At 66.1% G+C, this 23,288-nt stretch carries 18 protein-coding genes and 2 pseudogenes; 12 read left to right on the top strand and 8 right to left on the bottom strand.

Annotated elements, in window-relative coordinates; translation table 11 throughout:
• Positions 1–140 precede the first annotated feature (140 nt).
• The 3 genes from OOJ09_RS21675 to OOJ09_RS21665 all read left to right on the top strand — a co-directional run bounded on the left by OOJ09_RS21675 (position 141) and on the right by OOJ09_RS21665 (position 1,761).
• On the top strand, positions 141–893 hold the full coding sequence (locus OOJ09_RS21675; RefSeq protein WP_269907156.1) for a DUF899 domain-containing protein: 753 nt from the start codon (positions 141–143) through the stop codon (positions 891–893).
• 184 nt (positions 894–1,077) lie between these two features.
• Positions 1,078–1,335 (top strand): hypothetical protein, encoded by a 258-nt coding sequence (locus OOJ09_RS21670; protein WP_269907155.1) that lies wholly within the window; start codon positions 1,078–1,080, stop codon positions 1,333–1,335.
• A gap of 153 nt (positions 1,336–1,488) precedes the next feature.
• Positions 1,489–1,761 (top strand): hypothetical protein, encoded by a 273-nt coding sequence (locus OOJ09_RS21665; RefSeq protein ID WP_269907154.1) that lies wholly within the window; start codon positions 1,489–1,491, stop codon positions 1,759–1,761.
• Between the two features lie 125 nt (positions 1,762–1,886).
• Here OOJ09_RS21665 and OOJ09_RS21660 read toward each other — a convergent pair whose 3' ends face one another.
• From OOJ09_RS21660 to OOJ09_RS21645, 4 genes are all read right to left on the bottom strand, one after another.
• On the bottom strand, positions 1,887–3,368 hold the full coding sequence (locus OOJ09_RS21660; RefSeq protein WP_269907153.1) for a pyridoxal phosphate-dependent decarboxylase family protein: 1,482 nt from the start codon (positions 3,366–3,368) through the stop codon (positions 1,887–1,889).
• Positions 3,368–4,900, bottom strand: coding sequence for a hypothetical protein (locus OOJ09_RS21655; RefSeq protein WP_269907152.1), 1,533 nt, complete (start codon positions 4,898–4,900; stop codon positions 3,368–3,370). The genes OOJ09_RS21660 and OOJ09_RS21655 overlap by 1 nt, the downstream gene beginning before the upstream one ends.
• A 40-nt stretch (positions 4,901–4,940) precedes the next feature.
• The gene (locus tag OOJ09_RS21650) at positions 4,941–6,593 is read right to left on the bottom strand and encodes an ATP-grasp domain-containing protein (protein ID WP_269907151.1); all 1,653 of its coding nucleotides are present in this window, start codon (positions 6,591–6,593) and stop codon (positions 4,941–4,943) included.
• A 275-nt stretch (positions 6,594–6,868) separates the two neighbouring features.
• On the bottom strand, positions 6,869–7,501 hold the full coding sequence (locus OOJ09_RS21645) for a TetR/AcrR family transcriptional regulator (protein ID WP_269907150.1): 633 nt from the start codon (positions 7,499–7,501) through the stop codon (positions 6,869–6,871).
• Between the two features lie 291 nt (positions 7,502–7,792).
• Between OOJ09_RS21645 and OOJ09_RS21640 the strand changes: the two genes are divergently transcribed.
• The 6 genes and pseudogenes from OOJ09_RS21640 (at position 7,793) to OOJ09_RS21615 (ending at position 15,580) form a co-directional block, all read left to right on the top strand.
• The gene (locus tag OOJ09_RS21640) at positions 7,793–8,290 is read left to right on the top strand and encodes a (2Fe-2S)-binding protein (RefSeq protein ID WP_269907149.1); all 498 of its coding nucleotides are present in this window, start codon (positions 7,793–7,795) and stop codon (positions 8,288–8,290) included.
• Positions 8,287–9,345, top strand: coding sequence for an FAD binding domain-containing protein (locus OOJ09_RS21635; RefSeq protein WP_269907148.1), 1,059 nt, complete (start codon positions 8,287–8,289; stop codon positions 9,343–9,345). Before OOJ09_RS21640 ends, OOJ09_RS21635 begins: the two co-directional genes overlap by 4 nt.
• Positions 9,335–11,588 (top strand): annotated as a pseudogene (locus OOJ09_RS21630) (xanthine dehydrogenase family protein molybdopterin-binding subunit). The gene OOJ09_RS21635 and the pseudogene OOJ09_RS21630 overlap by 11 nt, the downstream one beginning before the upstream one ends.
• Before the next feature lie 241 nt (positions 11,589–11,829).
• A complete protein-coding gene (locus OOJ09_RS21625) occupies positions 11,830–12,309 on the top strand; it encodes a (2Fe-2S)-binding protein (RefSeq protein WP_269907147.1) in 480 nt (159 codons plus the stop codon).
• Positions 12,306–13,289, top strand: coding sequence for an FAD binding domain-containing protein (locus OOJ09_RS21620; RefSeq protein WP_269907146.1), 984 nt, complete (start codon positions 12,306–12,308; stop codon positions 13,287–13,289). The genes OOJ09_RS21625 and OOJ09_RS21620 overlap by 4 nt, the downstream gene beginning before the upstream one ends.
• Positions 13,286–15,580 (top strand): xanthine dehydrogenase family protein molybdopterin-binding subunit, encoded by a 2,295-nt coding sequence (locus OOJ09_RS21615; protein ID WP_269907145.1) that lies wholly within the window; start codon positions 13,286–13,288, stop codon positions 15,578–15,580. The genes OOJ09_RS21620 and OOJ09_RS21615 overlap by 4 nt, the downstream gene beginning before the upstream one ends.
• A gap of 51 nt (positions 15,581–15,631) precedes the next feature.
• Here OOJ09_RS21615 and OOJ09_RS21610 read toward each other — a convergent pair whose 3' ends face one another.
• Positions 15,632–16,642, bottom strand: a complete 1,011-nt coding sequence (locus tag OOJ09_RS21610) for a zinc-dependent alcohol dehydrogenase family protein (RefSeq protein ID WP_269907144.1) — start codon at positions 16,640–16,642, stop codon at positions 15,632–15,634.
• A 96-nt stretch (positions 16,643–16,738) separates the two neighbouring features.
• On the opposite strand from OOJ09_RS21610, the gene OOJ09_RS21605 reads away from it, so the two are divergent.
• A complete protein-coding gene (locus OOJ09_RS21605) occupies positions 16,739–17,668 on the top strand; it encodes a LysR family transcriptional regulator (protein WP_269907143.1) in 930 nt (309 codons plus the stop codon).
• Between the two features lie 6 nt (positions 17,669–17,674).
• Here OOJ09_RS21605 and OOJ09_RS21600 read toward each other — a convergent pair whose 3' ends face one another.
• The 3 genes from OOJ09_RS21600 to OOJ09_RS21590 all read right to left on the bottom strand — a co-directional run bounded on the left by OOJ09_RS21600 (position 17,675) and on the right by OOJ09_RS21590 (position 21,102).
• Positions 17,675–18,433, bottom strand: a complete 759-nt coding sequence (locus OOJ09_RS21600; protein WP_269907142.1) for a slipin family protein — start codon at positions 18,431–18,433, stop codon at positions 17,675–17,677.
• Positions 18,430–19,812: an NfeD family protein gene (locus tag OOJ09_RS21595; protein WP_269907141.1), complete on the bottom strand. Its 1,383-nt coding sequence runs from the start codon at positions 19,810–19,812 to the stop codon at positions 18,430–18,432. Before OOJ09_RS21595 ends, OOJ09_RS21600 begins: the two co-directional genes overlap by 4 nt.
• A 138-nt stretch (positions 19,813–19,950) precedes the next feature.
• Positions 19,951–21,102 (bottom strand): LuxR C-terminal-related transcriptional regulator, encoded by a 1,152-nt coding sequence (locus OOJ09_RS21590; RefSeq protein WP_269907140.1) that lies wholly within the window; start codon positions 21,100–21,102, stop codon positions 19,951–19,953.
• Positions 21,103–21,541: 439 nt separating this feature from the next.
• Here OOJ09_RS21590 and OOJ09_RS21585 point away from each other — a divergent pair, with 439 nt between their 5' ends.
• Both OOJ09_RS21585 and OOJ09_RS21580 read left to right on the top strand, forming a co-directional pair.
• Positions 21,542–22,282, top strand: a complete 741-nt coding sequence (locus tag OOJ09_RS21585) for an AraC family transcriptional regulator (protein WP_269907139.1) — start codon at positions 21,542–21,544, stop codon at positions 22,280–22,282.
• Positions 22,283–22,513: 231 nt separating this feature from the next.
• A pseudogene (locus tag OOJ09_RS21580) lies at positions 22,514–23,288 on the top strand (autotransporter outer membrane beta-barrel domain-containing protein); the annotation flags it as partial.

Genomic DNA, 23,288 nt, shown 5'->3' with positions numbered 1-23,288 from the left:
TGCTGCGGCGGGCCAGACGATTCAAATCCCGTCACACTTGTAACTCCCACCGCTCCACCTCATCGCCCTACCCTACCTCACGACCAGCAAGCAGCAACACGTCGCAACGGCGCGACGGCAAACTGACAAGGAGACGACCAATGACCAAGCACGTCACGATGAAGACCCCGCCGATCGTTTCACGGCAGGCGTGGGAAGCCGCGCGCGAAGAACTGCTCGTGAAGGAGAAGGCGACCCTGCGCGCCAAGGACGCGCTGGCCGCCGAGCGCCGGCGCATGCCGTGGATGGAAGTGGACAAGGCCTATGTGTTCGAGGGCCCTGATGGCAAGGCGAGCCTGCTCGACCTGTTCGAAGGACGCCGCCAGCTGATCGTCTACCGCGCCTTCTTCGAGCCGGGCGTCTATGGCTGGCCCGATCACGCCTGCCGCGGCTGCTCGCTGGGCGCCGACCAGGTCGGCCACCTCGCCCATCTCAACGCCCGCGACACCACGCTCGTCTACGCCTCGCGTGCACCGCAGGCCGACATCGTGCGGCTGAAGAAGCGCATGGGCTGGGAGATGCCCTGGTACACCATCACCGACAGCTTCGACAAAGACTTCGGCGTCGACGAATGGCACGGCCACAACGTGTTCTTCCGCGACGGCGACCGTATCTTCCGCACCTATTTCATCAACAGCCGCGGCGACGAGGCGATGGGCACGGTCTGGAGCTATCTCGACGCCACCCCGCTCGGCCGCCAGGAGGTCTGGGAGGATTCGCCCGAAGGCTATCCGCAGACCCCGCTCTACTCGTGGTGGAACTGGCACGACAATTACGACGCCGGGGCCGACAAGAAATGGGCCGAGGTGTCGGCTGCCGGCGAGGCGGCGTTCCGGGACAAGGGTGAGCAGTAAGGACGCCTGTCTAGGGTTCCTCGCCCCACGGAGTGGGGGGAGGTGGCTCGGCGAAGCCGAGACGGAGAGGGGTTGCGCCCTACGAGGGCCCCCTCTCCGGCCGCTACGCGGCCACCTCTCCCCGCCTTCGGCAGGGGCGAGGAAACCAAGTCCTGACAGGTCGCGGCCATCAAGGAGAAGGACGATGAGCAACATCCAAACAAGCACCGGCAGCGCGACCCCCGAAAACACCACCACCCTTGGCGTCGCCGACTGGCTGTGCCTCGCGGCGGCACCCACCTTCGCCGGGATGGCACTGCTCTCCTGTCTTCAGGGTGGCGACGCCGCCATGCTGTGCATGGGCGCCAATGCCTCGCCGTTCACCGGCATGGCGGCGATGTACCTCCTGATGAGCGCCTTCCATCTGGCGCCCTGGCTGCGGATGATTTCCGGCCGGCAATAGCGGCCGGTGCACTGGCGACCTCCCGATCCCGACAGGTCCATCAGCAGCAGCTAATTGACAGTTCGTAAGAAACGGCGCTGACTGGAACGCAGAGGTGGATCGCAGCATCAGGCGGGCGATATCGGCCGCCGGCGTCACCTTGGGGAGGATGCCATGCCAACTGTCATTGGCCATCACAACATCACGAAAGATAGCAAGCACTGGCTCGGTTCACCCAAGCGCAAGGAGCTTTTCGGCGCGCTTGGGATCACCAACATCCGCACGTTCGTCGATCCGCAGAACCCGAAGCGGGTGGCCGTGATGATGGACGTTCCGGACATGGACAAGATGGCCGCGCTGATGCAGAGCAAGGCGGCCGCCGACGCGATGGCCCACGATGGCGTGGTGCCGGAGTCGCTGGTGATCCTGGTCGAAGCGAAAGCCTAGTCGCTCCAAGGTTGGCATCGTCCCGAGCGAAGTACGTGGAGCCATGGCGCCCCAACGGAGCGCCGTGGATGGTAGTCTTTGGCTTCGCACCGTCCCGCTGTCGATCACCAATGACAAACTGACGATCAAGGGGCAGGAGGAAAGCCGCGATCGGCCAGGTACCGGTTGAGCGTATCCATGAACCCGTCGATGTCGGTCACCGTCGTGCGATGGTTGACGATGGCGCAGCGCACGACCAGCTCGCCGTTGATGGTTGTCCATGAAGGCGCGGCCAGGCCGGATTCCTGAAGATCCAGTACCAGGTTGCGGACAAATTCAGAGTCCGCCCCGCGAATGCCGAAACACACGATGTTGAGCGCCACGGGCGCCTTCAGTTCAAATGCCGGATGGCGTTGCAGAGCTTCGGCGAGATGGCGGGCGAGCATGCATGTGTGTGCGATCGAGCCGCCGATGCGATCCGTTCCAAGCGCTTCGATCGTCATCCATGTTTTCAAGGCGCGGAACCCGCGCGACAGGTCCGGGCCGAGATCGCAGGGCCATGTTTCGCCGGCGGCAAGCCCGCGGTTCGCCCGCTGCAGATAGGCGGCCGGCTGCGCGAACGCGCGCTTGTGGGCATCGCCATCGCGCACCAGAAGGAACCCGGCATCGTAGGGAACCTGGCCCCCTTTGTGAAAGTCGAGCGCCACCGATGCCGACTCCTCGATGCCCTTGAACAATCCACGCAGGGAATCGGACAGCACGGCGAGTGCGCCGATCGCGCCATCGACATGGAACCAGAGTTTTTCCCTGGATGCGATTTCGGCGATGTCGGCCAGCGGATCGATGGCCCCGGTGTTCACCGTTCCGGCGGTCCCGACGACCAGAAACGGCAGCAACCCCTCGGCGCGGTCCTGTTCGATCGCCGCGCGCAATGCGCCAGGCAGCATCCTTCCGGCATCGTCGACCGCGATGGTCCGCAGGTTTGCCGATCCGATGCCGGACAACTGCATTGCCTGCGCGATGCAGGAATGCGCCTCGGTGGACGTATAGGCGACCAGCTGGCGGCCGCAGTCGCGCAGGCCGGTCTCGCGGACGGACGGGCCCAGCGCCTCGGTCCTGGCGATCGTCAGCGCGACGAAGTTTGCCATCGAGGATCCGGTGAGGAACAAGCCGCTCGCTCCACCGGGGTAGCCGAGCGCCTCGCTCATCCAGCGCACGATCTGCTGTTCGACCACCAGGCCGGCATGGTCGCGGCCGCCGCAGTTCATGTTCAGGCCGCCCGCGACGATTTCCGCCACCATCCCGATCGGCGTACCCGCGCCGTGAACCCAACCCATGAACGAGGGATGCAGATTGCCGGTCGCGAACGGCATGATGTGCGTGCGCACGTCATCGAGGACATCGCCCAGTTCGCGAGGTTCGTTCGGCAGCCGCCGGGCAAACCGCGCGCGCATTTCATCGGTGGGCCGCTGCCACACCGGTCTCTGCCTGATCGTCTCGATGTGGGCGATCATGTCGTCCAGCATGCCATGCGCGGTCTCGCGAAACCGATCCCAGTTCGACGGATCGAGGCTGGTCCCGGCCGCATCTTTGGCCGCCGCGCGTTGCAGCTCGGTGGACCGCGCCATCAGGCGTCTCGCGGACGGTGCAGGACCGCCGACAATTTCTGGAAGAAGGCGTCGAGCCTCGATTCTATCGGAGCGAACGCCTGCTGCAGTGGCTGGCCGGCCGACATCCCCAGCGAAACGCCGATCACATCGGGAGCGGAGGCGGCGACGCGCAGCACGGTGCGCGAACCCAGGCGCACGGCTTGCCCGACGTGGCAGATCGGGCCTCCGTTGAGGCCGCGCATCGACAGCTGGATGGCCTGGCATTCCTCGAACGGTGCGAAAGCGCCGGTGCGGTTGGTGACGGTCAACGGGACCATGGCGCGTGAGCCAAGATGGTCGCCTTCATCATGCTGATGCAGTGAGATGCCTTTCACGGCGTCGATGCGAGACCGCACCAGGCGAACGAACTCTTCCTTGACGAGGCTTTGCCGGGGCTCGTCGATCCCGGCATAGCGGTCGAGATGGGCGAGCGCCGCGACCCAGCGCAAACCCAGCCCCAGGTTCAGTTCCGACTTGAACGCGAAGCTCATCCGTTGGCGAAGGGCCGCCGGCCAGTCCTGCGCCGCGGTGTATTCCGCCAGGCCCGCCGGGATATCGGACCTCGCCGCAAGCTCCTCGGCCAATGCCGGAGGGATGAGAAGCGCGCCGGAAAAGGGCGGGCCGGCGATGAACTTGGAGCCGGTCAAGGCCACCATGAAGCCATCCGCCAGATCCTGCCGCAGCCGCGAAATCGAGCCGCGGAACTGGCAGGCATCGACGATGACCCGCACCCGTCCGGGGGCAAGCGCCGCGACATGGCGCGCGGCCTGCCGTGTCACCGCCGGCAAACCGGTTTTCGACGCATCGAGCACGTGGAGGAGGACATCGCGGTCGCGCTTCAATTCCAGCTCGACGGTGGCGATGATCTCGGCATCGATTTCATGCTGATGGCGGGGCTCGCCCGTCTCGTTGCGGATGGCGATCGTGCGCACTTCGATACGGTCCGGCGGCAGGCCTTCAAGCGGCGCGCCAGCCTCGACGGCGCTGCCGAGTGCCGTCAGATCCGAGTAATGACGCCCTGCCGCCGCGCGTGGAACGCCATTTCCCGTTTCGTCGGGCGCGACAAGCACATTGGTCAAGGGGCGCCTGGAGACACCGGCAACCATGCAGAGCGCGAGAAGCTCCGCATCCGTTCCCGAGGCCGCGAGAACGATTTGCGCGCCCGCGCAGCCAAGATTGCCGGCAATCCGGTCGCGAATGTCGGCGAACCATTGATCGACAGGGTAAGGCGACGCGATATCCATGAGGCGTGCGAGCTCGACCCCGGCCGCCTGAAAACCCTCGCGCGAGATGTTGCTTGCCGTTGTCGACGAGAATGAGATCTCATCGTCCGCCGGGGTTGCGCGGGTTCCATAGCGGTTGCGCCGCGTGATCGCGTCCGGCCAGATGCGTCTGTCGCCACCCGTGCCGAGCAGGAAGGAAACGGAGGCCGGGGAACGGCGGTCCAGGCCATCCGTTTCCGGGACCGGATTCGCCGGCACCGGCAGGGTCCCGCGCTGGGTTGCAGGCATGATGGTCTCCGTGGTCAGGGCGGTGGCGAACTGGTTCCGGTCAAAGCGGTTCATTGGCCGCCACGGCACCGGCCAGGTAGGAGATCTGGACGTCATGGCTGATCAGCGGCTGGAGATCGCTCGCCCGCTGCGTGAATTCCAACCCGCACCGGTCGACATAGGCACGATCGACGCGTTCGCAGAAACCCGGATCGATGATCTTCTCGCCATCCCAGAAAACGGCGTGGCCGGTATCGGGAACGGTCGGCGACACCACGCCTATGATCGCGGGCTTGGCCCACAGCATGTAGATGCTGCTCAGGAGGACGAAACCGCATCTGTTGGCAACGCCGCGCATGATCGAATGGCTCATCGGACCCCCGAGCGGATAGGCCGGATCGCAGCCTCGCGCGATGTCCTCGATCTCCTCGTAGGTCCGGCCCGTGAGCATCGCCAGGGCACAAACCAGGCAGTCGTCATGGGTTCTCTGGTAGACGGCCGGTTTTCCGGTATGGGCGCATTCGGTCGTCGGCGCCATCCGCGCCACGCGCCGCGCCAGCGCGTTTTCGAATGCCAAGAAAAGCTTGCGCATGGCGCCCTTCTTGTAGGGAAAGATGCTCTCCCAATCCATGGAATGGACGATCATCGCCACATCCGCCTCGAACACCAGCAGGCGGCCGTCGGCGAGTTCGGCGCAATCGATGGCGAAGTAGTCCAGCCCGAGACGTCGATGCAGCGCATCGAAGGAACGCGCGTGGCGCACCGCGAAATCGCCGTCGAAATTGGCCATCCACAGCGCCTCCTCGGCACGCCTGTCCTCGTGCTGGGTCATGCCGGCGTTGAGATAGTGGACCATCCAGTGCTCGGAAACCGCGAGATGGCTGGCATAGGGTCGCCCGTTGATGAAGGCGACGCGCTGCTTGCGGAATTTGCCGTCCGTCCCGCTGTAGTCGATGAAGGGCGTGACGTAGAATTCGGCCTCGGCGTGCGAATTGAGATAGGCCGCAAGCTCCGATCGCGTGGCGATCTCCTCCATTCCCTTGCCGGCATGCGTGCCGAGCGGTCGGACAATCACCGGAAACGCGTTCGCCACGAGGAGTGCGCCGACCTCGATGTCGCCGCGAGCCAAGTTCTCGAGCACAGTCCGATCGACGCGCGCGGCGGCGGGCGCAAGGATCGAGGGTTCGTCCTTCAGCGCTTCGGCGACGCCGTCCCTGGACAGCGCCATGATGAGGCGCGGCGCGTTGTTCATGATCGGGCCGGCCCAGTCGCGCAACAGCCGGTCGAGGTTTGCCAGCACGCCCAGATTTTCGGTGGACTCGCCGACAGCCACGAAGGCGACATCGTGCTCGGGAACATCCCCGAGGTCCGCCGTGTCGGCGTCGACATAGTAGAGCAGCAGGTTCGCGTCGGAGTTCTCGAGCAGGAATTCGATCGGCGTGTTGGCCATGAAGTCGCCGGCCGTCATGAAGACAAGGACGTTCGGTCCCGTACCGCGTCCGTTGCGTATCAGATACTTGCGGCTGAGCTCGAGCGCGGCCTTCTGGCTGAGTGCCGCCTTGTCTTCCTCGCCGATCGCATGAAGCAGGATCGACACATCCAGAAACGCGGCGGCATCGGTGATATCGGCCGAAACGCGCCCGAACAGCGTGTCCCACAAGGGAGAAATATCGCGCCCTTCGAAGACGGCCCGCACGATAGGCGCCTTGCCCATGATGAGATTCGGTTCGTCAAAGGCCTCGATTTGAACTGCCGCGCTTTTCAAGCCCTCAAGCCTTCCGTCACGCGGTGGTTACGGCCGGTTCAGCCTCCACGCCGCTTGCACGATGTGCGGCTCCACTCTTGGCTCCCGGCGCTTGTGCGAGCCTTGTGGCGTCCTGATACGCAGATCGGAAGAATGCGTGGCTGGAGGCATCACAGGCGCCGGCGTGAATCGGACTTTACGCGGTTTCGGTGGCTTCGTGGTCGCGGAAGGCTTTACCGCTTCCCTCACTCGCCAGCCTTCTTCGCCCCCTTCCCCGCCCCGAACCGCAACCCGTCCATCAAGAGCTTGACCAGCCGGCGCGAGCGGTCGCGCCATTCCGGGGTATCGGGGGCCGAATAGATGCCGGAGAGCGCGTGCAGCACGTCGGAGGCGTCGACGTCGCCGCGGATGGTGCCGTCGGCCACCGCCGCCTCGACCAGTTGCCGCAGGGCCTGCGACACCCTTCCCGAGGTGTCGGAGAACAGCGTCGAATTGGTGGTGAGCAGGATGCGCAGGCTGGTCGCCAGCCCGCGCTTGGTGGCGATGTAGTCGACGAAGCGCTGCATCCACTGTTCCAGCGCGACATCGGACGGGTGTTTTTCGGCGAGCTCGCCGGCGGCCGCGCACAGCCCTTCCGCCTCGCGCCTGTAGACCACCTCGACCAGATGCTCGCGCGTCGGGAAATGCCGGTAGAGCGTGCCGATGCCGACGCCGGCGCGGCGCGCGATTTCTTCCAGCGAGGCATCGATGCCACGCTCGGCGAAGACGGCGGCGGCCACCTCTACCAGCCGGTCGCGGTTGCGCTGCGCATCCGCGCGCAGCCGCTTGGTCTCCACGGCGTTCTTCGTTTCGGCGATGACGGACGGCTCAACGGCCAATTTTTTCTCCACAGTCGAAATATGGGGGCTTGAACCCGGTAGCGTCAGCCCCCACGTAATAAACGGAGGCGCCTCCGCTTTAGTGGAGCGCCTTTATCATATAATCAGGGGAACCGGTATGTCACGTCTTTCAAACCTGCAAGCCGACATCTCCCCTGCCCGCCTGTCTCCCGGGAGATCCGCTGCCGTCTCCACTTCCACCAGGACCTGACCATAAGGGTACCTTGCCGTTCTCCGGCAAGGCACCAGTTCCCTTCCCATCCGCGTCAAGCAAACTGGAGCCAGACGCCCATGACCAGCCTTCCCATCACGCTCACCATCAACGGACACCGACACGAACTGGAGGTCGATCCACGCGTAACCCTGCTCGACCTGTTGCGCGAGCGGCTTGATCTCACAGGCACCAAGAAGGGCTGCGACCGCGGCCAGTGCGGCGCCTGCACGGTACTGGTCGACGGCAAGCGCATCAACTCCTGCCTGGCGCTGGCGGTCAGCCATGACGGCGCCAATGTCTTGACCATCGAAGGCGTCGCCCGTGGTGAAGAGCTGCATCCGGTGCAGGCCGCCTTCATCGCCCATGACGGCTTCCAGTGCGGTTTCTGCACGCCCGGCCAGATCATGAGCACGCTCGGCCTGATCGCCGAGGGGCAGGCCGGCGACGATCCCGAACGCATCCGCGAGGGGCTGAGCGGCAACATATGCCGCTGCGCCGCTTATGGCGGCATCGTCGAGGCCGTCCTGGACGCCCAGCAGCAACTTGCCAGGACCGACCGGAGGACAGCGGCATGAGAGACTTCGATTACGTCAGGCCCGCCACCATCCCCGACGCCATCGCGGCGGCGGCAGAACCGGGTTCGGCCTATCTCGCCGGCGGCACCAATCTGCTCGACCTGATGAAGGGCGGCATCACCAGCCCCGAGCGCATCGTCGACATCTCGCGGCTGCCGGAGCTCAACCGCATCGAACGGCTCGACGATGGCGGCCTGCGTATCGGCGCGCTGGTTCGCAACGCCGATCTCGCCCATGACGCGGCGTTCGCCAAGGCCTATCCGGCGGTGGCGGAAGCGCTGCTGTCGGGCGCCTCGGCGCAGCTTCGCAACGCCGCCACCGTCGGCGGCAATCTCCTGCAGCGCACGCGCTGCAGCTATTTTTACGACACCGCCAGCGCCTGCAACAAGCGCGAGCCCGGTGCCGGCTGCGCGGCACTCGGTGGCGAAAACCGCCTGCACGCCGTGCTTGGCTGGAGCGATGCCTGCATCGCCACCCACCCGTCGGACTTCTGCGTGCCGCTGGTGGCGCTCGACGCCGTGGTCGAGATCGAGGGCAAGGCGGGCCGGCGCCACGTCACGCTGGCGGAATTCCACCGGCTTCCCGGCGACACGCCACAGCGGGAGAATGCGCTGGAGCCCGGCGACCTGATCGTGGCGGTGCGGCTGCCGGCGGAGGCCGCCTCCTTCGCCGCGAACACCCGTTACCTGAAAGTGCGCGAACGCACCTCCTATGCCTTCGCAGTCGTCTCCGCCGCCGCGGCGCTTGTCGTCGACGCCGGCAAGATCCGCGCCGCGAGGCTGGCATTGGGTGGCGTCGCGGCCAAGCCATGGCGGGCGCGTTCGGCGGAAGCCGTCCTGCTCGGCGCCGATGCGAGCGAGGCGAACTTCATTCGTGCGGCGGATGCCGCCCTGGCCGACGCCAGCCCCTCCGGCGACAATGCTTTCAAGATCGAGCTTGCCCGCCGCATCGTGGTCAGGGCGCTGATGTCCGCCCTGGCGGGAACGCCCGAGCGGCTGCCGGCCCTTCCTGCCTCCCCGTTCTCGAACATTCCCGGAGCGCCCCATGACGCTTGAACTCAGCCTCAACCAGCAACCCGCCCACACGCGGCAGGGCTCCAGCATCGGCCAGCCGCTGACCCGGCGCGACGGCTTTCTGAAAGTCACAGGGGCCGCGCGCTACGCGGCCGACAACCATCCGCCCGGCATGCTCTATGCCGTGCTCGCCGTCTCCAGCATCGCGCGCGGCCGCGTTGCGGCGCTCGATATCGAGGCGGCCAAGGCGCATGCGGGCGTGGTCGAGGTGATGACGCCCGGGAATCGGCCGGCGCTCGCCATCGATCCGGACGCCAAGGACCATCCCTTCATGTTCCGGCTCGACCTGCTGCAGAACGATCAGGTCCGCTACCCCAACCAGACCATCGCCGTGGTGATCGCCGAGACCCTGGAGGCGGCGACTGAAGGGGCGGCGCTGCTCTCCCCGCGCTATGAAGAGCTGCCGGCGCGCGTTGGTCTCGACGGCGCCGAAAGCTTCGTGCCGCGTGGTGTCGGCGTCGGCGGTCCGGCGGTGCAGCACAAGGGCGATATCGAAGCTGGCCTCAAATCGGCAAGGACGCGGATCGAGGCTACCTACGAGACGCCGGCCCAGTACCACAACGCCATGGAGCCGCATGCGATCGTCGTCGCCTGGGAGGGCGACAGGCTCTCGATCGACACGCCGAGCCAGGGCCTTGCCATGGCGCAGGGCCGCATCGCCGGCCTGTTCGGCATCGCGCCGCAAAACATCCACATCCGCAGCCCTCGGCGGTGGCTTCGGCTCCAAAGGCATGATCTCCGGGCCGCAGGTGCTGGGCATCCTGGCGGCGCGGCTGGTCAACCGTCCGGTCAAGCTGGTGCTGCGGCGTGAGCAGATGTACGGACCGGTCGGCCACCGTGCGCCGACGCGCCAGACCTTGCGCATGGGGATGGATGGCGAGGGGCGGCTGACCGCCATCCACCATCACGCCAGGACCGCGTCGAGCACGTTCGACGATTTCTTCGAACCGGCCGCGGACGCCTCGCACACGCTTTATGCCATCCCCGCCATCACCACGTCGCACGAGGTGGTGCGGCTCGACACCGGCACGCCGCTGTTCATGCGGGCGCCCGGCGAGGCCACCGGCTCGGTCGCGCTGGAGAGCGCCATCGATGAGGCGGCGCACGCCTGTGGCATGGACCCGCTGGAATTCCGGCTGAGGAACTATGCCGAGGTCGAACCGATGACCGGCAAGCCGTTTTCCTCCAAGGCGCTGCGCGAATGCTACAGACAGGCGGCCGAGGCGTTTGGCTGGGAGAGCCGCCCGCTTCAGCCGCGGCTGATGCGCGACGCCGACGGCTTCCTCACCGGCTGGGGCATGGGCACGGCGACCTTCCCCGCCATCATGTTCCAGGCCGAGGCGCGCGCGGTGCTGAAGGCCGATGGCAGCGGCCTGATGGAGACTGGCGCGCAGGACATGGGACAAGGCGCCTGGACCGCCTTTGCCCAGATCGCCGCCGACGGGTTGGGGCTCGACATCGACCAGGTCGATTTCAGGGCCGGCAGCTCCGACCTGCCCAATGCGGGCATTGCCGGTGGCTCCGGTCACACGGCGACGGCTGGCATGGCGATCCACAATGCGGGTGCCGCCGTCGTCGCCAGGCTCGCCGATCTCGCCACCAGCCATCAAGCCTCGCCGCTGTTCGGCGCCGGCAATGAAGGCGTACTGGCGCGCGGCGGCAGGCTGTATCGCCGCGACGATGAAAGCCGCGGTGAAAGCTATGCCGAGATTCTTGCGCGCGCCGGTCTCACCGAGATCGAAGGCCACGGCAAGGGCGCTCCGGATCCGGCGTCACAGGAGACCTACGCCAAGCACGCGCATGGCGCCGTCTTCGCCGAGGTGAAGGTCGATCCCGATTTCGGGCAGATCCGCGTCACAAGGCTGGTCGGCGCGTTCGCCGCCGGACGGGTCATCAATCCGCGGCTGGTGCGCAGCCAGTATTATGGCGGCATGATCTGGGGCGTCTCCTTCGCGCTGCATGAAGAGGCCATCACCGACCGGCGTTCGGGCCGCATCCAGAACGCCAACCTCGCCGAATACCACGTCCCGGTGAACACCGACGTGCCATCGGTCGAGGCGCTGCTGGTCCACGAGGACGACCCCTACGTCAACGCACTCGGCATCAAGGGCGTTGGCGAGATCGGCATCACCGGCACAGCCGGCGCCGTCGCCAACGCGGTCTGGCACGCAACCGGCGTGCGACCCCGGCGCTTTCCGATCCGGATCGAGGACCTGCTGGGGTGAGGAGTGGTCCGCGTGGCAGACGGAAAGCCAGGTGCCTGGCTTCCCCAACGACGAACGGTGAAGGCCCGGTCCGCCTTCAGGCGGATCAAAAGGTCCAGTGGACCTTTTTAAGGGGCTGAACGCCCGAAGGGCAGGGAGCGAAAGCGACGGGCCGGACGGCTGGCGCTAGGGCCGCCGGCTGTCCCGCCTGCCCAACATGAGATCAACCGACTTCGCGTCAAGCAACTGGAGCCAGACGCCCATGACGAAAACAACGATCCCCGTCCATCTCGACATCAACGGCCACCATCACGCGCTGGAAATCGAACCACGCGTCACGCTGCTCGACGCCTTGCGCGACCGGCTCGGCCTGACCGGCACCAAGAAGGGCTGCGACCACGGCCAGTGCGGTGCCTGCACCGTGCATGTCGACGGCGAGCGTGTGCTGGCTTGCCTGACGCTGGCCGCTCAGGCTCAGGGCCGCGCCATCACCACCATAGAGGGGCTTGCACGGGAGGGCGAACTGCATCCCGTGCAGGCTGCCTTCCTCGAGCAGGACGCCTTCCAGTGCGGCTATTGCACATCAGGCCAGATCATGTCGGCGGTCGCCTGCATCCGCGAGGGCCATGCCGGCTCCGATGATGAGATCCGCGAATACATGGCCGGCAATCTGTGCCGTTGCGGCGCCTATCCGCACATCGTCGCCGCTGTCCGCCAGGCAGCCCTGGAGGTCGCGTCATGAGGGATTTTTCCTATCTGCGCGCCGGCTCGGTCGATGCGGCACGCGAGGCGGCCGCCTTGCCCGGCGCCATGCTGCTCGCCGGCGGCACCACCCTGATCGATCTCGCCAAATGCGGCGTTGCCGAACCCGATACGCTGGTCGACATCACCCATCTAAAGGGCCTGGACCGGATCACCGTCGACGAGCGCGGCGCCACCATCGGCGCGCTCGCCAGGATGGGTCATGTCGCCGACCATGCCGACATCAAAAGCCGCTTCCCCGCAATCTCCGAAGCATTGTGGCAGGCGGCCTCGGCGCAGATCCGCAACATGGCGACCATGGGCGGCAATCTGATGCAGCGCACCCGCTGCCCCTATTTCCGCGATCCCTCGAATTTCCCCGCCTGCAACAAGCGGCAACCCGGCAGCGGCTGCTCGGCGATCGGCGGCGTCACCAGGGGACACGCCGTGCTCGGCGCCAGCGACGCCTGCATCGCCATGTATCCCGGCGACCTCGCCGTGGCCTTGGCCGCCTTCGACGCGGTCGTCCATCTCGGCGAGCGCCGGGTTTCGGTCGACGACTTTTTTCTGCTGCCCGGGACCACCCCCGACAGGGAGCATGCGATCGAACCGGGCGAGATGATCACCGCGATCGAGATCCCCGGCTCCGCCGCTGCACGCCGCTCGACCTACCTGAAGATCCGCGACCGGCAATCCTATGAATTTGCCGCGGCGAGTGCGGCCGTCGGCATCGAGTTCGAGGCGGACGGGCGCACCATCCGCGATCTGCGCGTGGCGCTCGGCGGCGTCGCGACCAAGCCGTGGCGGGCGCGGGCCGTGGAAGCAGCGCTGAACGGCAAGGTGCTGGAGCCGGACGCCGTCCGCGCGGCCAGCCTGCTTGCCGTCGAAGGCGCCGTCGACCATGGCGCCAACCACTACAAGATCGCGCTCGCGCCGCGCGTCGTCGCGCGCGCCATCCTCAAATTGGGAGAGACGGCATGACCGTTCACACAAGACATGGCGATGCTTCGGATGGCGTACTGGCGGACGCCGTCGGCGGCCGGCTGTCGCGCGTCGACGGCCCGGCCAAGATCACCGGCGCCGCGAAATACGCCGTCGAGCAGCAGCTCGACGGGCTTGCCCACGCCGTGCTGGTCGAAAGCACGATTGCATCCGGCAAGGTACGCTCGATCGACACCACGGAGGCGCGGGCCGCACGCGGCGTGCTGCAAGTGCTGACGCCGGACACGATCATCAGCCTCAGGACCGCATCGGACTGGCTCGGCACGCCGCCGCCCGACAAACCTTATTGCCCGCTGGCGCGCGACATCACCTTCAGTGGCCAGCATGTCGCGGCGATCGTCGCCGAGACCTTCGAACAGGCGGTCGCCGCGGCGGCGCTGGTCAAGGTCAGTTACGACGAGACGCCGGCCATCGTCGACCTCAGCGACGGCAAGGCGGGCGACGGCATTCCGATCGATGCCATGACCAAGGAATGGGGCGACGCGCACGCCGCTTTCGCCTCGGCCCCGGTCCGGGTCTGCGCCGCCTACAACACGCCGCGCGAATACCAGGCGCCGATGGAGCCGCATGGCCTGATCGCGCGCTGGGAGGGCGATCACCTCACCGTATGGGAGCCGAGCCAGTGGCTGGACGGCATGGCGCGCACCTATGCCGAATGGTTCGGCGTGCCGTTCGAGAATGTGCGGCTGGTCTCGCCCTATATCGGCGGCGGTTTCGGCTCCAAGGCGCTGGCGCTCGGCCATGGCGCGGTGGCGGCGAGTGCCGCCAAAATGCTCGGCCGGCCGGTGCGGCTGGTGATGACGCGCCCGCAGACCTTCACCGGCTATGGCGGCCGCGCCGCCACGCGCCAGACGGTGGCGCTCGGCGCCGACCATGACGGGAGAATCCAGTCGATCGTGCATCGCGGTGTCAACGAGACGTCGATGGATGGCATGTGGGTCGAGCCGCTCGGGTCGGTCACCTCGATCATGTACGCGACGCCGAATTTCTCGTCGAAGCAGAATGTCGTGCGGGTGAATTTGGTGGTGCCGGGCGCCATGCGCGCGCCGGGCGAAAACCCCTCGGCCTTCGGCATCGAAAGCGCCATCGACGAACTCGCCCACGAGGTCGGCATCGACCCGCTGGAGATCCGGCTCAGGAACTATGCCGAACAGGACCCGCATGCGAAAAAAGCCTGGTCGACCAGGCAGTTGCGCGAGGCTTTTGCCGCCGGCGCCGAACGCTTCGGCTGGGCCAGGCGCACGCCCGAACCGCGCTCGATGCGCGACGGCAACCAGCTGATCGGCTGGGGCGTCGCCGCCGGCACCTATCCGGTGCGGCGCGCCTATGGCGAGGCGATCGTGCGCATCCTCGCCGACAGCTCGGTCGAGGTCGAGAGCTCCTCGATCGACATGGGCCAGGGCACCTACACGATCCTGGCGCAGACCGCCGCCGAGACGGTCGGCGTGCCGGCCAACTCTGTCGTGGTGAAGCTGGGCGACTCCCGCTTCCCCCGCGCCGGCGTCACCGGCGGCTCGCGGCTGGCCGGCGTGATGACCGGTGCGGTCTACAAGGCCGCTACCTCCGCGCTCGACCAGCTGGTTGGGCTGGCGATCAGCGACCCGCGCTCGCCCTTCCACGCGCTGCAGGCGAACACTTTGGTCGTCGCCAATGGCCGCATCGCCTCGCCGCGCGGCGATGGCCCCGATCTCTCCATCGCCGAGCTGCTCAACAGCATCGGCCGCGATCACATCGAGGCGACCGGCGACACCATGCCGGCCAACTCGACAGCGCAGGACCGCTACAAGAACTACACCACCATCGCCATGGCGCTGCCGCACACCGAGGGCGACTATTCCCGCCACTCCTGGTGCGCGCATTTCATCGAGGTGCGCGTCGACGAGGATTTCGGCACGGTGCGCGTGTCGCGCGTGGTCTCGGCGCTGGATTCCGGCCGGCTCTACAATCCGAAACTCGCCGAAAGCCAGTGGAAGGGCGGCATCATCATGGGTATTGGCCAGGCGCTTTTGGAAGAAGGCATCGTCGACCGCCGCCACGGCCGCATCGTCAACAACAACCTCGCCGACTATCTGGTGCCGACCAATGCCGACATCCCCGACATAGAGGTGATCTCGGTCGGCATCCCCGACCTGCATTCCTCGGTGCTCGGCGGCAAGGGCGTCGGCGAACTCGCCATCGTCGGCGTCGCGCCGGCGATCGCCAACGCGGTGTTCCATGCGACGGGCAAGCGCGTGCGGGACCTGCCGATCACGCTGGAGAAGCTGATCTAGGGTGGAGCGCGTGATCTCCTCCCTTGAGGGGGAGATTGGCAGCTTCGCCGATCACCACTCCAGACCGAACACCAGCTTGCCGAAATGCCGGCCGCCCGCAGCCATGTGGGCGTAGGCTTCGGCCGCTTCGTCAGGTGAAAACATCTTGTCGACGACAGGCTCGATCCTGGCCGCGCCGATGGCGCGGGCGGCGTCGCGGAGGTCCGACACCGATCCGGTGTTGTTGCCGATCACCTTCAGCGCCTTGATAATGATCGGCAGCAGGTTGACCGTGGCCTCGGCGCCGGTGACGAAGCCGATGGTGAACAGCGTGCCGCCGGGCGCGGTGGCGTTGATGGCGCGGGCGAAGGTGGCGGTGCCGCCGGTCTCGACCACGAGGTCGGCGCCGAGGCCGTCGGTCAGTTCCAGCACCTTGCCGTCCCAATCGGGCGTCGCGCGGTAGTTGATGAGATGATCGGCGCCCAGTGCCTTCGCCCGCTCCAGCTTCTCGTCCGACGACGAGGTGATGATGACGGTGGCGCCGGTAGCTTTCGCAAGCTGCAGGGTGAAGATCGAGACGCCGCCGGTGCCAAGCAGCACCACGACCGAGCCCGGCCCGACATTGGCGGCGCGGATGGCGTTCCAGGCGGTGGTGCCGGCGATCGGCAGCGTCGACGCCGCCTCGAAGGAAAGATGCGCCGGGACCGGCACGAGCGAATTGGCCGGCAGCGCGACATATTCGGCCAGCGACCCCGGCAGCGAGACGCCGCGCATCTGCCTCATTTCGTAGGGTCGCGGCGGGCCGCCGATCCAGCGTGGCTTGGCATGGGCGACGACGCGATCGCCCGTTTTGAATCTCGTGACGCCCTCACCCACCGCGACGATCTCGCCGGCACCGTCGGCGACGGGGATCAACGGAAAGCTCGGTCCGGGATAATTGCCGCTCGCCACCGCGACATCGACGAAATTGAGGCTAGCCGCACGCTGGCGGATCAGCACCTCGCCGCGCTGCGGCTCGGGGGTTGCAACGGTGGCGGCGCGGAAGGCGTCCAGCCTGGGTTGGCTCAGTTCGATGGCTTTCATGGTTTCACTCCGGTGGGACGATTGATGGTTGAGTGAACCTAGTTGCTGCGTTATTTCTGGATAATCCTGAGCTTCTACATTTGAGTATTGCAGACCATGCAACAATCCCATGAACCGGCGGCCCTTGCCGAAATGGCGGCCTTCGCGGCCATTGCCGAGGCGCGCTCCTTCACCCGGGCGGCGGCGCGTGTCGGGCGCGACGCGACCATCCTGTCGCGGCGCCTGCAATCGCTGGAGGAGCGGCTGGGTGTAAGGCTGCTCGCCCGCACGACGCGCAGCGTGTCGCTGACCGAGGCGGGCGCCGAATTCCTGGTGCGCGTGCGCGCCATCCTCGCTTCCGTCGACGAGGCCGAGGCCGCCGCGTCGGCACATGCCGGCGGCGGCCCGCGCGGCCTGCTCAGGCTGGCGCTGCCCGGCACGTTCGGACGCATGTGGATCGGGCCGCTGCTGCCCCAATTCCTTGCCGAATTTCCCGATGTCCGCATCGAGGCCGAATTCTCCAACCGCTTCGCCGATCTGGTCGCCGAGAATTTCGACGTCGCCGTGCGGCTCGGCGCGCTGGAGGACTCACGCCTGGTGGCGCGCAAGGTGGCGACGAGGCGCCGGCTGCTCTGCGCGGCCCCCTCCTACCTCGCCCGAAAGGGTCGCCCGGAGACACCGCAGGCGCTGCTCGGACATTCCTGCCTGGGCTTCAGCGGCTTCCAGACCTTTCCGGCCTGGGAGATGACCGACCGCGAGGGCCGGCGCGCGCGCGTCGAGGTTTCCGGACCGTTGGTCAGCGACGATGCCGAGGTGCTGGTCGAGGCTGCCGTACAAGGCGTCGGCCTGATGATGAGCACCGACTGGCTGGTCGGCCGCGAACTCGCCGACGGACGGCTGGTGCCTGTGCTGGAGGAGTGGACGCTGGCCGACGAAGGCGCGGTCTATGTCGTCACGCCCTCGGCCAAGGGACAAGCCGCCAAGACCCGCGCCTTCGCCGACTGGATCAGCAAGCGCTTCGCGCCGGAGCCGCCCTGGCGGGGGTGAAGGCTTCTACTTCCCCTGCCCCTTCAGGAACTGTCCGAGCAGATCCACCGGCAGCGGGAACACCACCGTGGACGAGCGCTCGCCGGCGATGTCGTGCAGGGCCTCGAAGTAGCGCAGCTGCATGGCCTGCGGCTCGGCCGCCAGCATCCGGCCCGCCTCGACCAGTTTCGCCGCCGCCTGCTGCTCGCCCTCGGCGTTGATCACCTTGGCGCGCCGCAGCCGCTCCGCCTCGGCCTGCTTGGCGATGGCGCGGATCATGTTCTCGTTGAGATCGACATGCTTGATCTCGACATTGGAGACCTTGATGCCCCAGGCATCGGTGCGCTGGTCGAGGATCTCCTGGATATCGCTGTTGAGCTTGTCGCGCTCGGCCAGCATCTCGTCGAGCTCGTGCTTGCCGAGCACCGAGCGCAGCGTGGTCTGCGCCAGCTGGTTGGTGGCGGCCATGAAGTCCTCGACCTGGATGACCGCCCGCTCGGCGTCGACGATGCGGAAATAGAGCACCGCGTTAACCTTCACCGAGACGTTGTCGCGCGAAATGACGTCCTGCGGCGGCACGTCCTGCACCACGACGCGCAGGTCGACCTTCACCATCTGCTGGACGAAGGGGACGAGGATGATGAGGCCGGGACCCTTGACCCCGGTGAAGCGGCCGAGCGTGAAGACCACGCCGCGCTGATATTCCCTCAGGATGCGGATGGCCGCGGACAGGAATATGAACACGACCAGCGCAAGCAACAGATAGGCCACGTAACCGATGCTCATTGTCTTGCTCCGTTCCTTGCCGCGTCGCGCCGCCGCACCGTCAGCACGAGGTCGCTGACATCGGTCACCTCGACGCTGTCGCCGGGTGCGACGGGTTCGTCGGCCTTCGCCCGCCAGCGCTCGCCCTGGGCCAGCACGTGGCCCTCGCCGCCCTGCCAGTCGAGGATCTCGGCCGGCAGACCGCGCATGGCCGCGCCGCCGACGCGCGGCGGATTCCTGCGCGCCGCCCAGACATAGGTGCCGGTCAGCAGCGCCAGCCCAAGCGTCAGCGCGGCGGCGGGACCGATGACGGCCCATGACATGGCAAAGCCCGGCCCCTCGACCCTCAGCAGCATGGCGGCGCCGAACAGAAAGGCGGCCACGCCGCCAAGCCCAAGCACGACAGTGGGATTGAAGGCCTCGACGACGAGGAAGGCGATGCCGAGCAACATCAGGGCAAGGCCGGTATAGTTGATCGGCAGGAGGTTGAGCGCATAGAGGCCGAGCACGAGGCAGATGGTGCCGATGACGCCGGGCGCCACGGCACCTGGGCTGGTGAACTCGAAGATGATGCCATAGACGCCGACCAGCATCAGGATGATGGCGGTGTTGGGGTCGGTGATGATGGCGAGCAGCCGGATGAACCAGCCGGGCTCCAGCGTCTCGACCAGCAGCCCTTTCGTCGCCAGAACCACTTTCCTGCCGGCTACGTCGACGGTGCGCCCATCGGCCAGTTGCAGGAGCTCGGCGGTGTCGTGGGCGACGAAGTCGATCACACGTTCCTGCAGCGCCGCGTTGGCCGACAGGCTCGCCGCCTCGCGCACGGCCTTCTCGCCCCAGTCGCCATTGCGCCCGCGCAGTTCGGCGAGCGAGCGGATCAGCGCGACGGCGTCATTGGTCACCTTGGCCATCATCGCGTCGCCCACCGGCCGCCCGGTGGCGTCCTTCTCGTCCTTGGCCGGGGCGTTGTCCTTCTCGCCGCCGGGAAGCGACGGCAGGCCGCCCATCTCGACCGGCGTCGCGGCGCCGAGATTGGTGCCGGGCGCCATCGCCGCGACATGGGTGGCGTAGAGGATGTAGGTGCCGGCACTCGCCGCATGGCCGCCGGCCGGCGCGACATAGCCGATGACAGGCACCGGCGAAGCGAGGATATCGGCGATCATCTCGCGCATCGAGGTGACCAACCCGCCGGGCGTGTCGATCTGAAGGATGAGGACCGCGGCGTCCCGTTTGGCGGCGACGTCAAGCGCTTCCTTGAGCTGCCTGGAGCTTGCCGGCCCGATGGCGCCGTCGATCGCGACGCTCAGCGCGACCCTCTCGCTCCCAGCCGAAGAGAAGGGAGAAACGACAGCCGCGACGACGAAGGCCGCGGCAAGAAGTGCCACCCGCGCGAAGGTCACGCTCAAACCTCCATGGAGTCAATATGGGTGGTATTTTGGCGAAGTCCATGGGGGGCTGGCGTCGGCGATTGGTGGACACGACCGAGTGCGCAATCTCCCCCGTCGAGGAGGAGATTGGCAGCTTCAGCCGGCTCACCGCTATGATCCGGGAGCCGCGAGGGGCACGCCCATGTCCGACACAAGCTTGACGAGATCGGCCTGGCGTCTCGTGCCGGTTTTGGCGAAGATACGGTTGAGGTGGGTCTTCAAGGTGTTTTCGCCGATGCCGAGCGACAACGCGCTCTTCGACGCGGACAATCCGCTGCCGATCCGCAACAGGACCCGCGCCTCCGCGGGCGTAAGGTCGAACAGCGTGGCGAGAACGGCTTCCGGGAGTGGCGAAGAGGACGTCGTGGTCGACACGAAGACAGCGGCACATGCGGGCTGGAAAGCCGCGCGAGCGGTTCCTTGGGTCAACGGCAATACATAGGCGACGGCGGGCGGTTGGCCCAGGGCCGAAATGGGTAGGCCTATGCCGCGGGAGCCAAGCGAGGCATCCGCGTTCGCGGCACTGGCGATCGCTTCCAGCAGAGCGTTGGCCACCGCCGGATTCTGCACCTGGAGCAGGCCGTTCCTGGAAAGAATGGGGCCTTGCACCGAAAACATCTGTTCGGCGGCCCCATTGGCATGGAGGATTGCTCCGTTGGCGCCGGTAAGAACAACAGGCACTGCCAGATAGTCGAGCGCCTGACGATAGACATTGGTGGTGACGCGGGCCTGATCGAGCAGATCTCCAATCAGGGAAGCGCGGCGCAGATGCGGCGAGAGAGAGGCCAGGAAACGCTGATCTTCAACTGATATGACCCCCCTGCTGGCCCGCGTGGTGCAGCTCAGGAGCCCGATTCGGTCCGGTGTATGAACGAATTTGGTGACGCAAGCCTCGCGCAATCCCTGCGGTTTGGCCCAATTCTGAAAGAATGGCGTCTGCTGGAGCTCGGCTTCGCTCATCAATGAAAGCGTCGCAACGGGCGTATCGATGTCGCCGACGACCGCGGCCTTCAGCCCAGGAATTCCATCGAAGTCATAGTCTTCCTGGAGCGCTAGCATTTGCACGGGGTCCCAGGGCGACTGAGCGATGAAACGGCCGCGATTATCGGCGGCGCTGGCAAGAGCAATGGTTGTATAGGCCGCGTTCAAAGCTTTTGTGATTCTGGTCATCACTCCGGCCCAACCCTCCGGATTCAAAACACAATCGTATATATCGGAGATAATAGAATAAAGTACTTCGGCACCCAGCCCTTCCACCACCATCCCTCTCCCCAACATGCCCCGACCTCGCTGCTCAAGATTTCGCGGCATCATACTTTTGGGTGACGCCACGCCTGGTTGAGCTCGACTAAGGGGTTAAGCTGATAAGTTGAACGCCCGGCGGTCAATGTTGCCGGTTATTTCGGGAATGGGAAGCATCGCGTTCGATATTTTTGAGGCCGTGAGTGCTTTTTCGGGGTCTTTCAGTGTCGCCAGAGACGGTGTTTTCATCGACTGATTTGCCGCCGCATCTCAGTGAACGCGATCGACTTTCCCTCTGGCAAGACATCCATGCCGCGGAGATCGCGCCGGTCGAATACGGCATATCGGAAGACATGCCTTTCGAAGCTGCGATCGAAGCCAAGGCTGTCGGACCGCTGGTTCTTCGGCAGATGTCGGGAATGATCAGTCAACGCGACGAGGAAGGCGAGCAAGATCGCCCATGACGGCAATGGATGACGACGATGATGGATATCTCTTGCTGATCAACAATGCCGACACCGTGTTGAGCGGGGTACAAGCCGGGCGCGAATATGGTGTCGGTCAGGGAGAAGCGGTCCTGCTCACAGCATCGGAAGCGCTGAAAATGGCCGGCACCGACTGGAATGTGTGGACGACCATGGTGGTCCCAAGCGCTGCCCTCATCCAGGCCTTCCCGCAGATCGATGACAGGCTGGCGTTGAAGATCGGCGCCGAAAACGAAGCTCTCGATCTTCTCAAACGGTATTGCCAAATGCTTGAAACCGGACGCCCCCTCGCCTCACCCGATCTCATCGCGCACGCGACAAGGACGATCGTCGATTTGATCGGTCTGGCGACCGGCGCGAAAGGTCAGGCCGCCGAATTGGCCGGCCAGCGGAGCCCGCGAGCGGCCAGGCTGGAGGCGGTTTTGGCGAAGATCGCGGATAATTTTGCCAACCCAGGCATCTCTGCGCAAGCCGTCGCGCAAGAACTCGGTCTGTCGGCGCGCTATGTCCACGATCTCCTTCAGGAGACGGGGATCAGCTTCTCCGAGCGCGTTCTCGAACTGCGCCTGCAGAAGGCTCACAAGATGCTCTCGCAGAGACACAAAGGCGACATGCGGGTCAGCGACATTGCCCTGACGTGCGGATTCAGCGACGTGTCGTACTTCAATCGCCGCTTTCGTCGTCGCTTCGGCCATACGCCAACGAGCGCCAGATAGATCTGGACACCTCGGGCAACCGGTCAGGCGATGCGATTTCCCATCCCCTCTCCGTCGGAAGCCGATCGCCCAAGGCGTCTGAGGCGATCGATGGTGCAAATCCACCACAGTGCGCGCAAAAGCGCTCGGCACCTCTTTCCAGTCCAATTCCAGTGCGCTCCTGCCCAAGACAACGCTTGGCTGCAATGACATGTCGGCTTTGGGCGGACGACTGTCACGTCGGGGGATTGAATGCAGCAGAATACGTTCGGAAGCCGCGAGGCGACGCTGACTTTGGTCGCGCCGGCGAGTTACCTCAACCTTCGCGGCAACCTGCGTTCGCAGGCGAGTCGGCTTGCGCTGCGATCCGCCATCGGCATCGCCGCCGCCGCGGGCGTCAGTCTGCTGGCGCCGGGCCAGGCCTGGGCGGCTTGCACCGTCGGCGCCGTCACCGTCCAATGCGACAATACCTCCACCACCGACACGACATTTCCGGCCAATGCACCCGATGACCGCAACTATCAGGGCTTGTTGCCCGTACCGATCACCGTCACCGTCGATCCGGGAACGACGGTAAACGGTAACGGCCTTGCGGTTTCCAACACCGGCAACGGCGGCGTCACCATCACCAACAATGGCGCGATCGCCGTTGACGTGGGCAACACGCCGACCGCCGGCGGCACGGCGGCCCTGTCGGTCTCGGCGGCTGGCGGCGCGATCATCTACACGGGCGGGAGCATCACCAACAATGGCGCGGGCAACGCGTTCGATGTGACGCAGACGGGCGGCGTCGGTTCGGTCAATCTCAACGTCACCGGTAATGTCTCGGCGGCAACAGGCGAAGGCATCGTCGTCCGCGACGTGACGACCAGCACCGGCATTTCGGTGACCGCCAACAATGTCACCGCGCTGACGGCGGGCAAGGATGCGATCGACGTCCAGAGCCAGTCGCTGACCGGCAATGTGACGGAGGTCGCCAACGGCAACCTCCAGGCCGGCAATGCCGCAATGGTCGCGGCGATCCTCA

The organism is Mesorhizobium qingshengii, from assembly GCF_027563465.1.
Taxonomy (GTDB): Bacteria; Pseudomonadota; Alphaproteobacteria; order Rhizobiales; family Rhizobiaceae; genus Mesorhizobium; species Mesorhizobium qingshengii_A.
Note: the sequence above shows the minus strand (reverse complement) of the source record. Positions and strands in the feature narration are given on the sequence as shown.

Excerpts from the sequence above, each read along its gene's own strand:
- OOJ09_RS21675 (WP_269907156.1), top strand. The coding sequence starts at position 141 with ATGACCAAGCACGTCACGATGAAGACCCCGCCGATCGTTTCACGGCAG.
- OOJ09_RS21670 (WP_269907155.1), top strand. The coding sequence starts at position 1,078 with ATGAGCAACATCCAAACAAGCACCGGCAGCGCGACCCCCGAAAACACC.
- OOJ09_RS21665 (WP_269907154.1), top strand. The coding sequence starts at position 1,489 with ATGCCAACTGTCATTGGCCATCACAACATCACGAAAGATAGCAAGCAC.
- OOJ09_RS21660 (WP_269907153.1), bottom strand. The coding sequence starts at position 3,368 with ATGGCGCGGTCCACCGAGCTGCAACGCGCGGCGGCCAAAGATGCGGCC.
- OOJ09_RS21655 (WP_269907152.1), bottom strand. The coding sequence starts at position 4,900 with ATGCCTGCAACCCAGCGCGGGACCCTGCCGGTGCCGGCGAATCCGGTC.
- OOJ09_RS21650 (WP_269907151.1), bottom strand. The coding sequence starts at position 6,593 with ATGGGCAAGGCGCCTATCGTGCGGGCCGTCTTCGAAGGGCGCGATATT.
- OOJ09_RS21640 (WP_269907149.1), top strand. The coding sequence starts at position 7,793 with ATGACCAGCCTTCCCATCACGCTCACCATCAACGGACACCGACACGAA.
- OOJ09_RS21635 (WP_269907148.1), top strand. The coding sequence starts at position 8,287 with ATGAGAGACTTCGATTACGTCAGGCCCGCCACCATCCCCGACGCCATC.
- OOJ09_RS21625 (WP_269907147.1), top strand. The coding sequence starts at position 11,830 with ATGACGAAAACAACGATCCCCGTCCATCTCGACATCAACGGCCACCAT.
- OOJ09_RS21620 (WP_269907146.1), top strand. The coding sequence starts at position 12,306 with ATGAGGGATTTTTCCTATCTGCGCGCCGGCTCGGTCGATGCGGCACGC.
- OOJ09_RS21615 (WP_269907145.1), top strand. The coding sequence starts at position 13,286 with ATGACCGTTCACACAAGACATGGCGATGCTTCGGATGGCGTACTGGCG.
- OOJ09_RS21610 (WP_269907144.1), bottom strand. The coding sequence starts at position 16,642 with ATGAAAGCCATCGAACTGAGCCAACCCAGGCTGGACGCCTTCCGCGCC.
- OOJ09_RS21605 (WP_269907143.1), top strand. The coding sequence starts at position 16,739 with ATGCAACAATCCCATGAACCGGCGGCCCTTGCCGAAATGGCGGCCTTC.
- OOJ09_RS21600 (WP_269907142.1), bottom strand. The coding sequence starts at position 18,433 with ATGAGCATCGGTTACGTGGCCTATCTGTTGCTTGCGCTGGTCGTGTTC.
- OOJ09_RS21590 (WP_269907140.1), bottom strand. The coding sequence starts at position 21,102 with ATGGTGGTGGAAGGGCTGGGTGCCGAAGTACTTTATTCTATTATCTCC.
- OOJ09_RS21585 (WP_269907139.1), top strand. The coding sequence starts at position 21,542 with ATGACGGCAATGGATGACGACGATGATGGATATCTCTTGCTGATCAAC.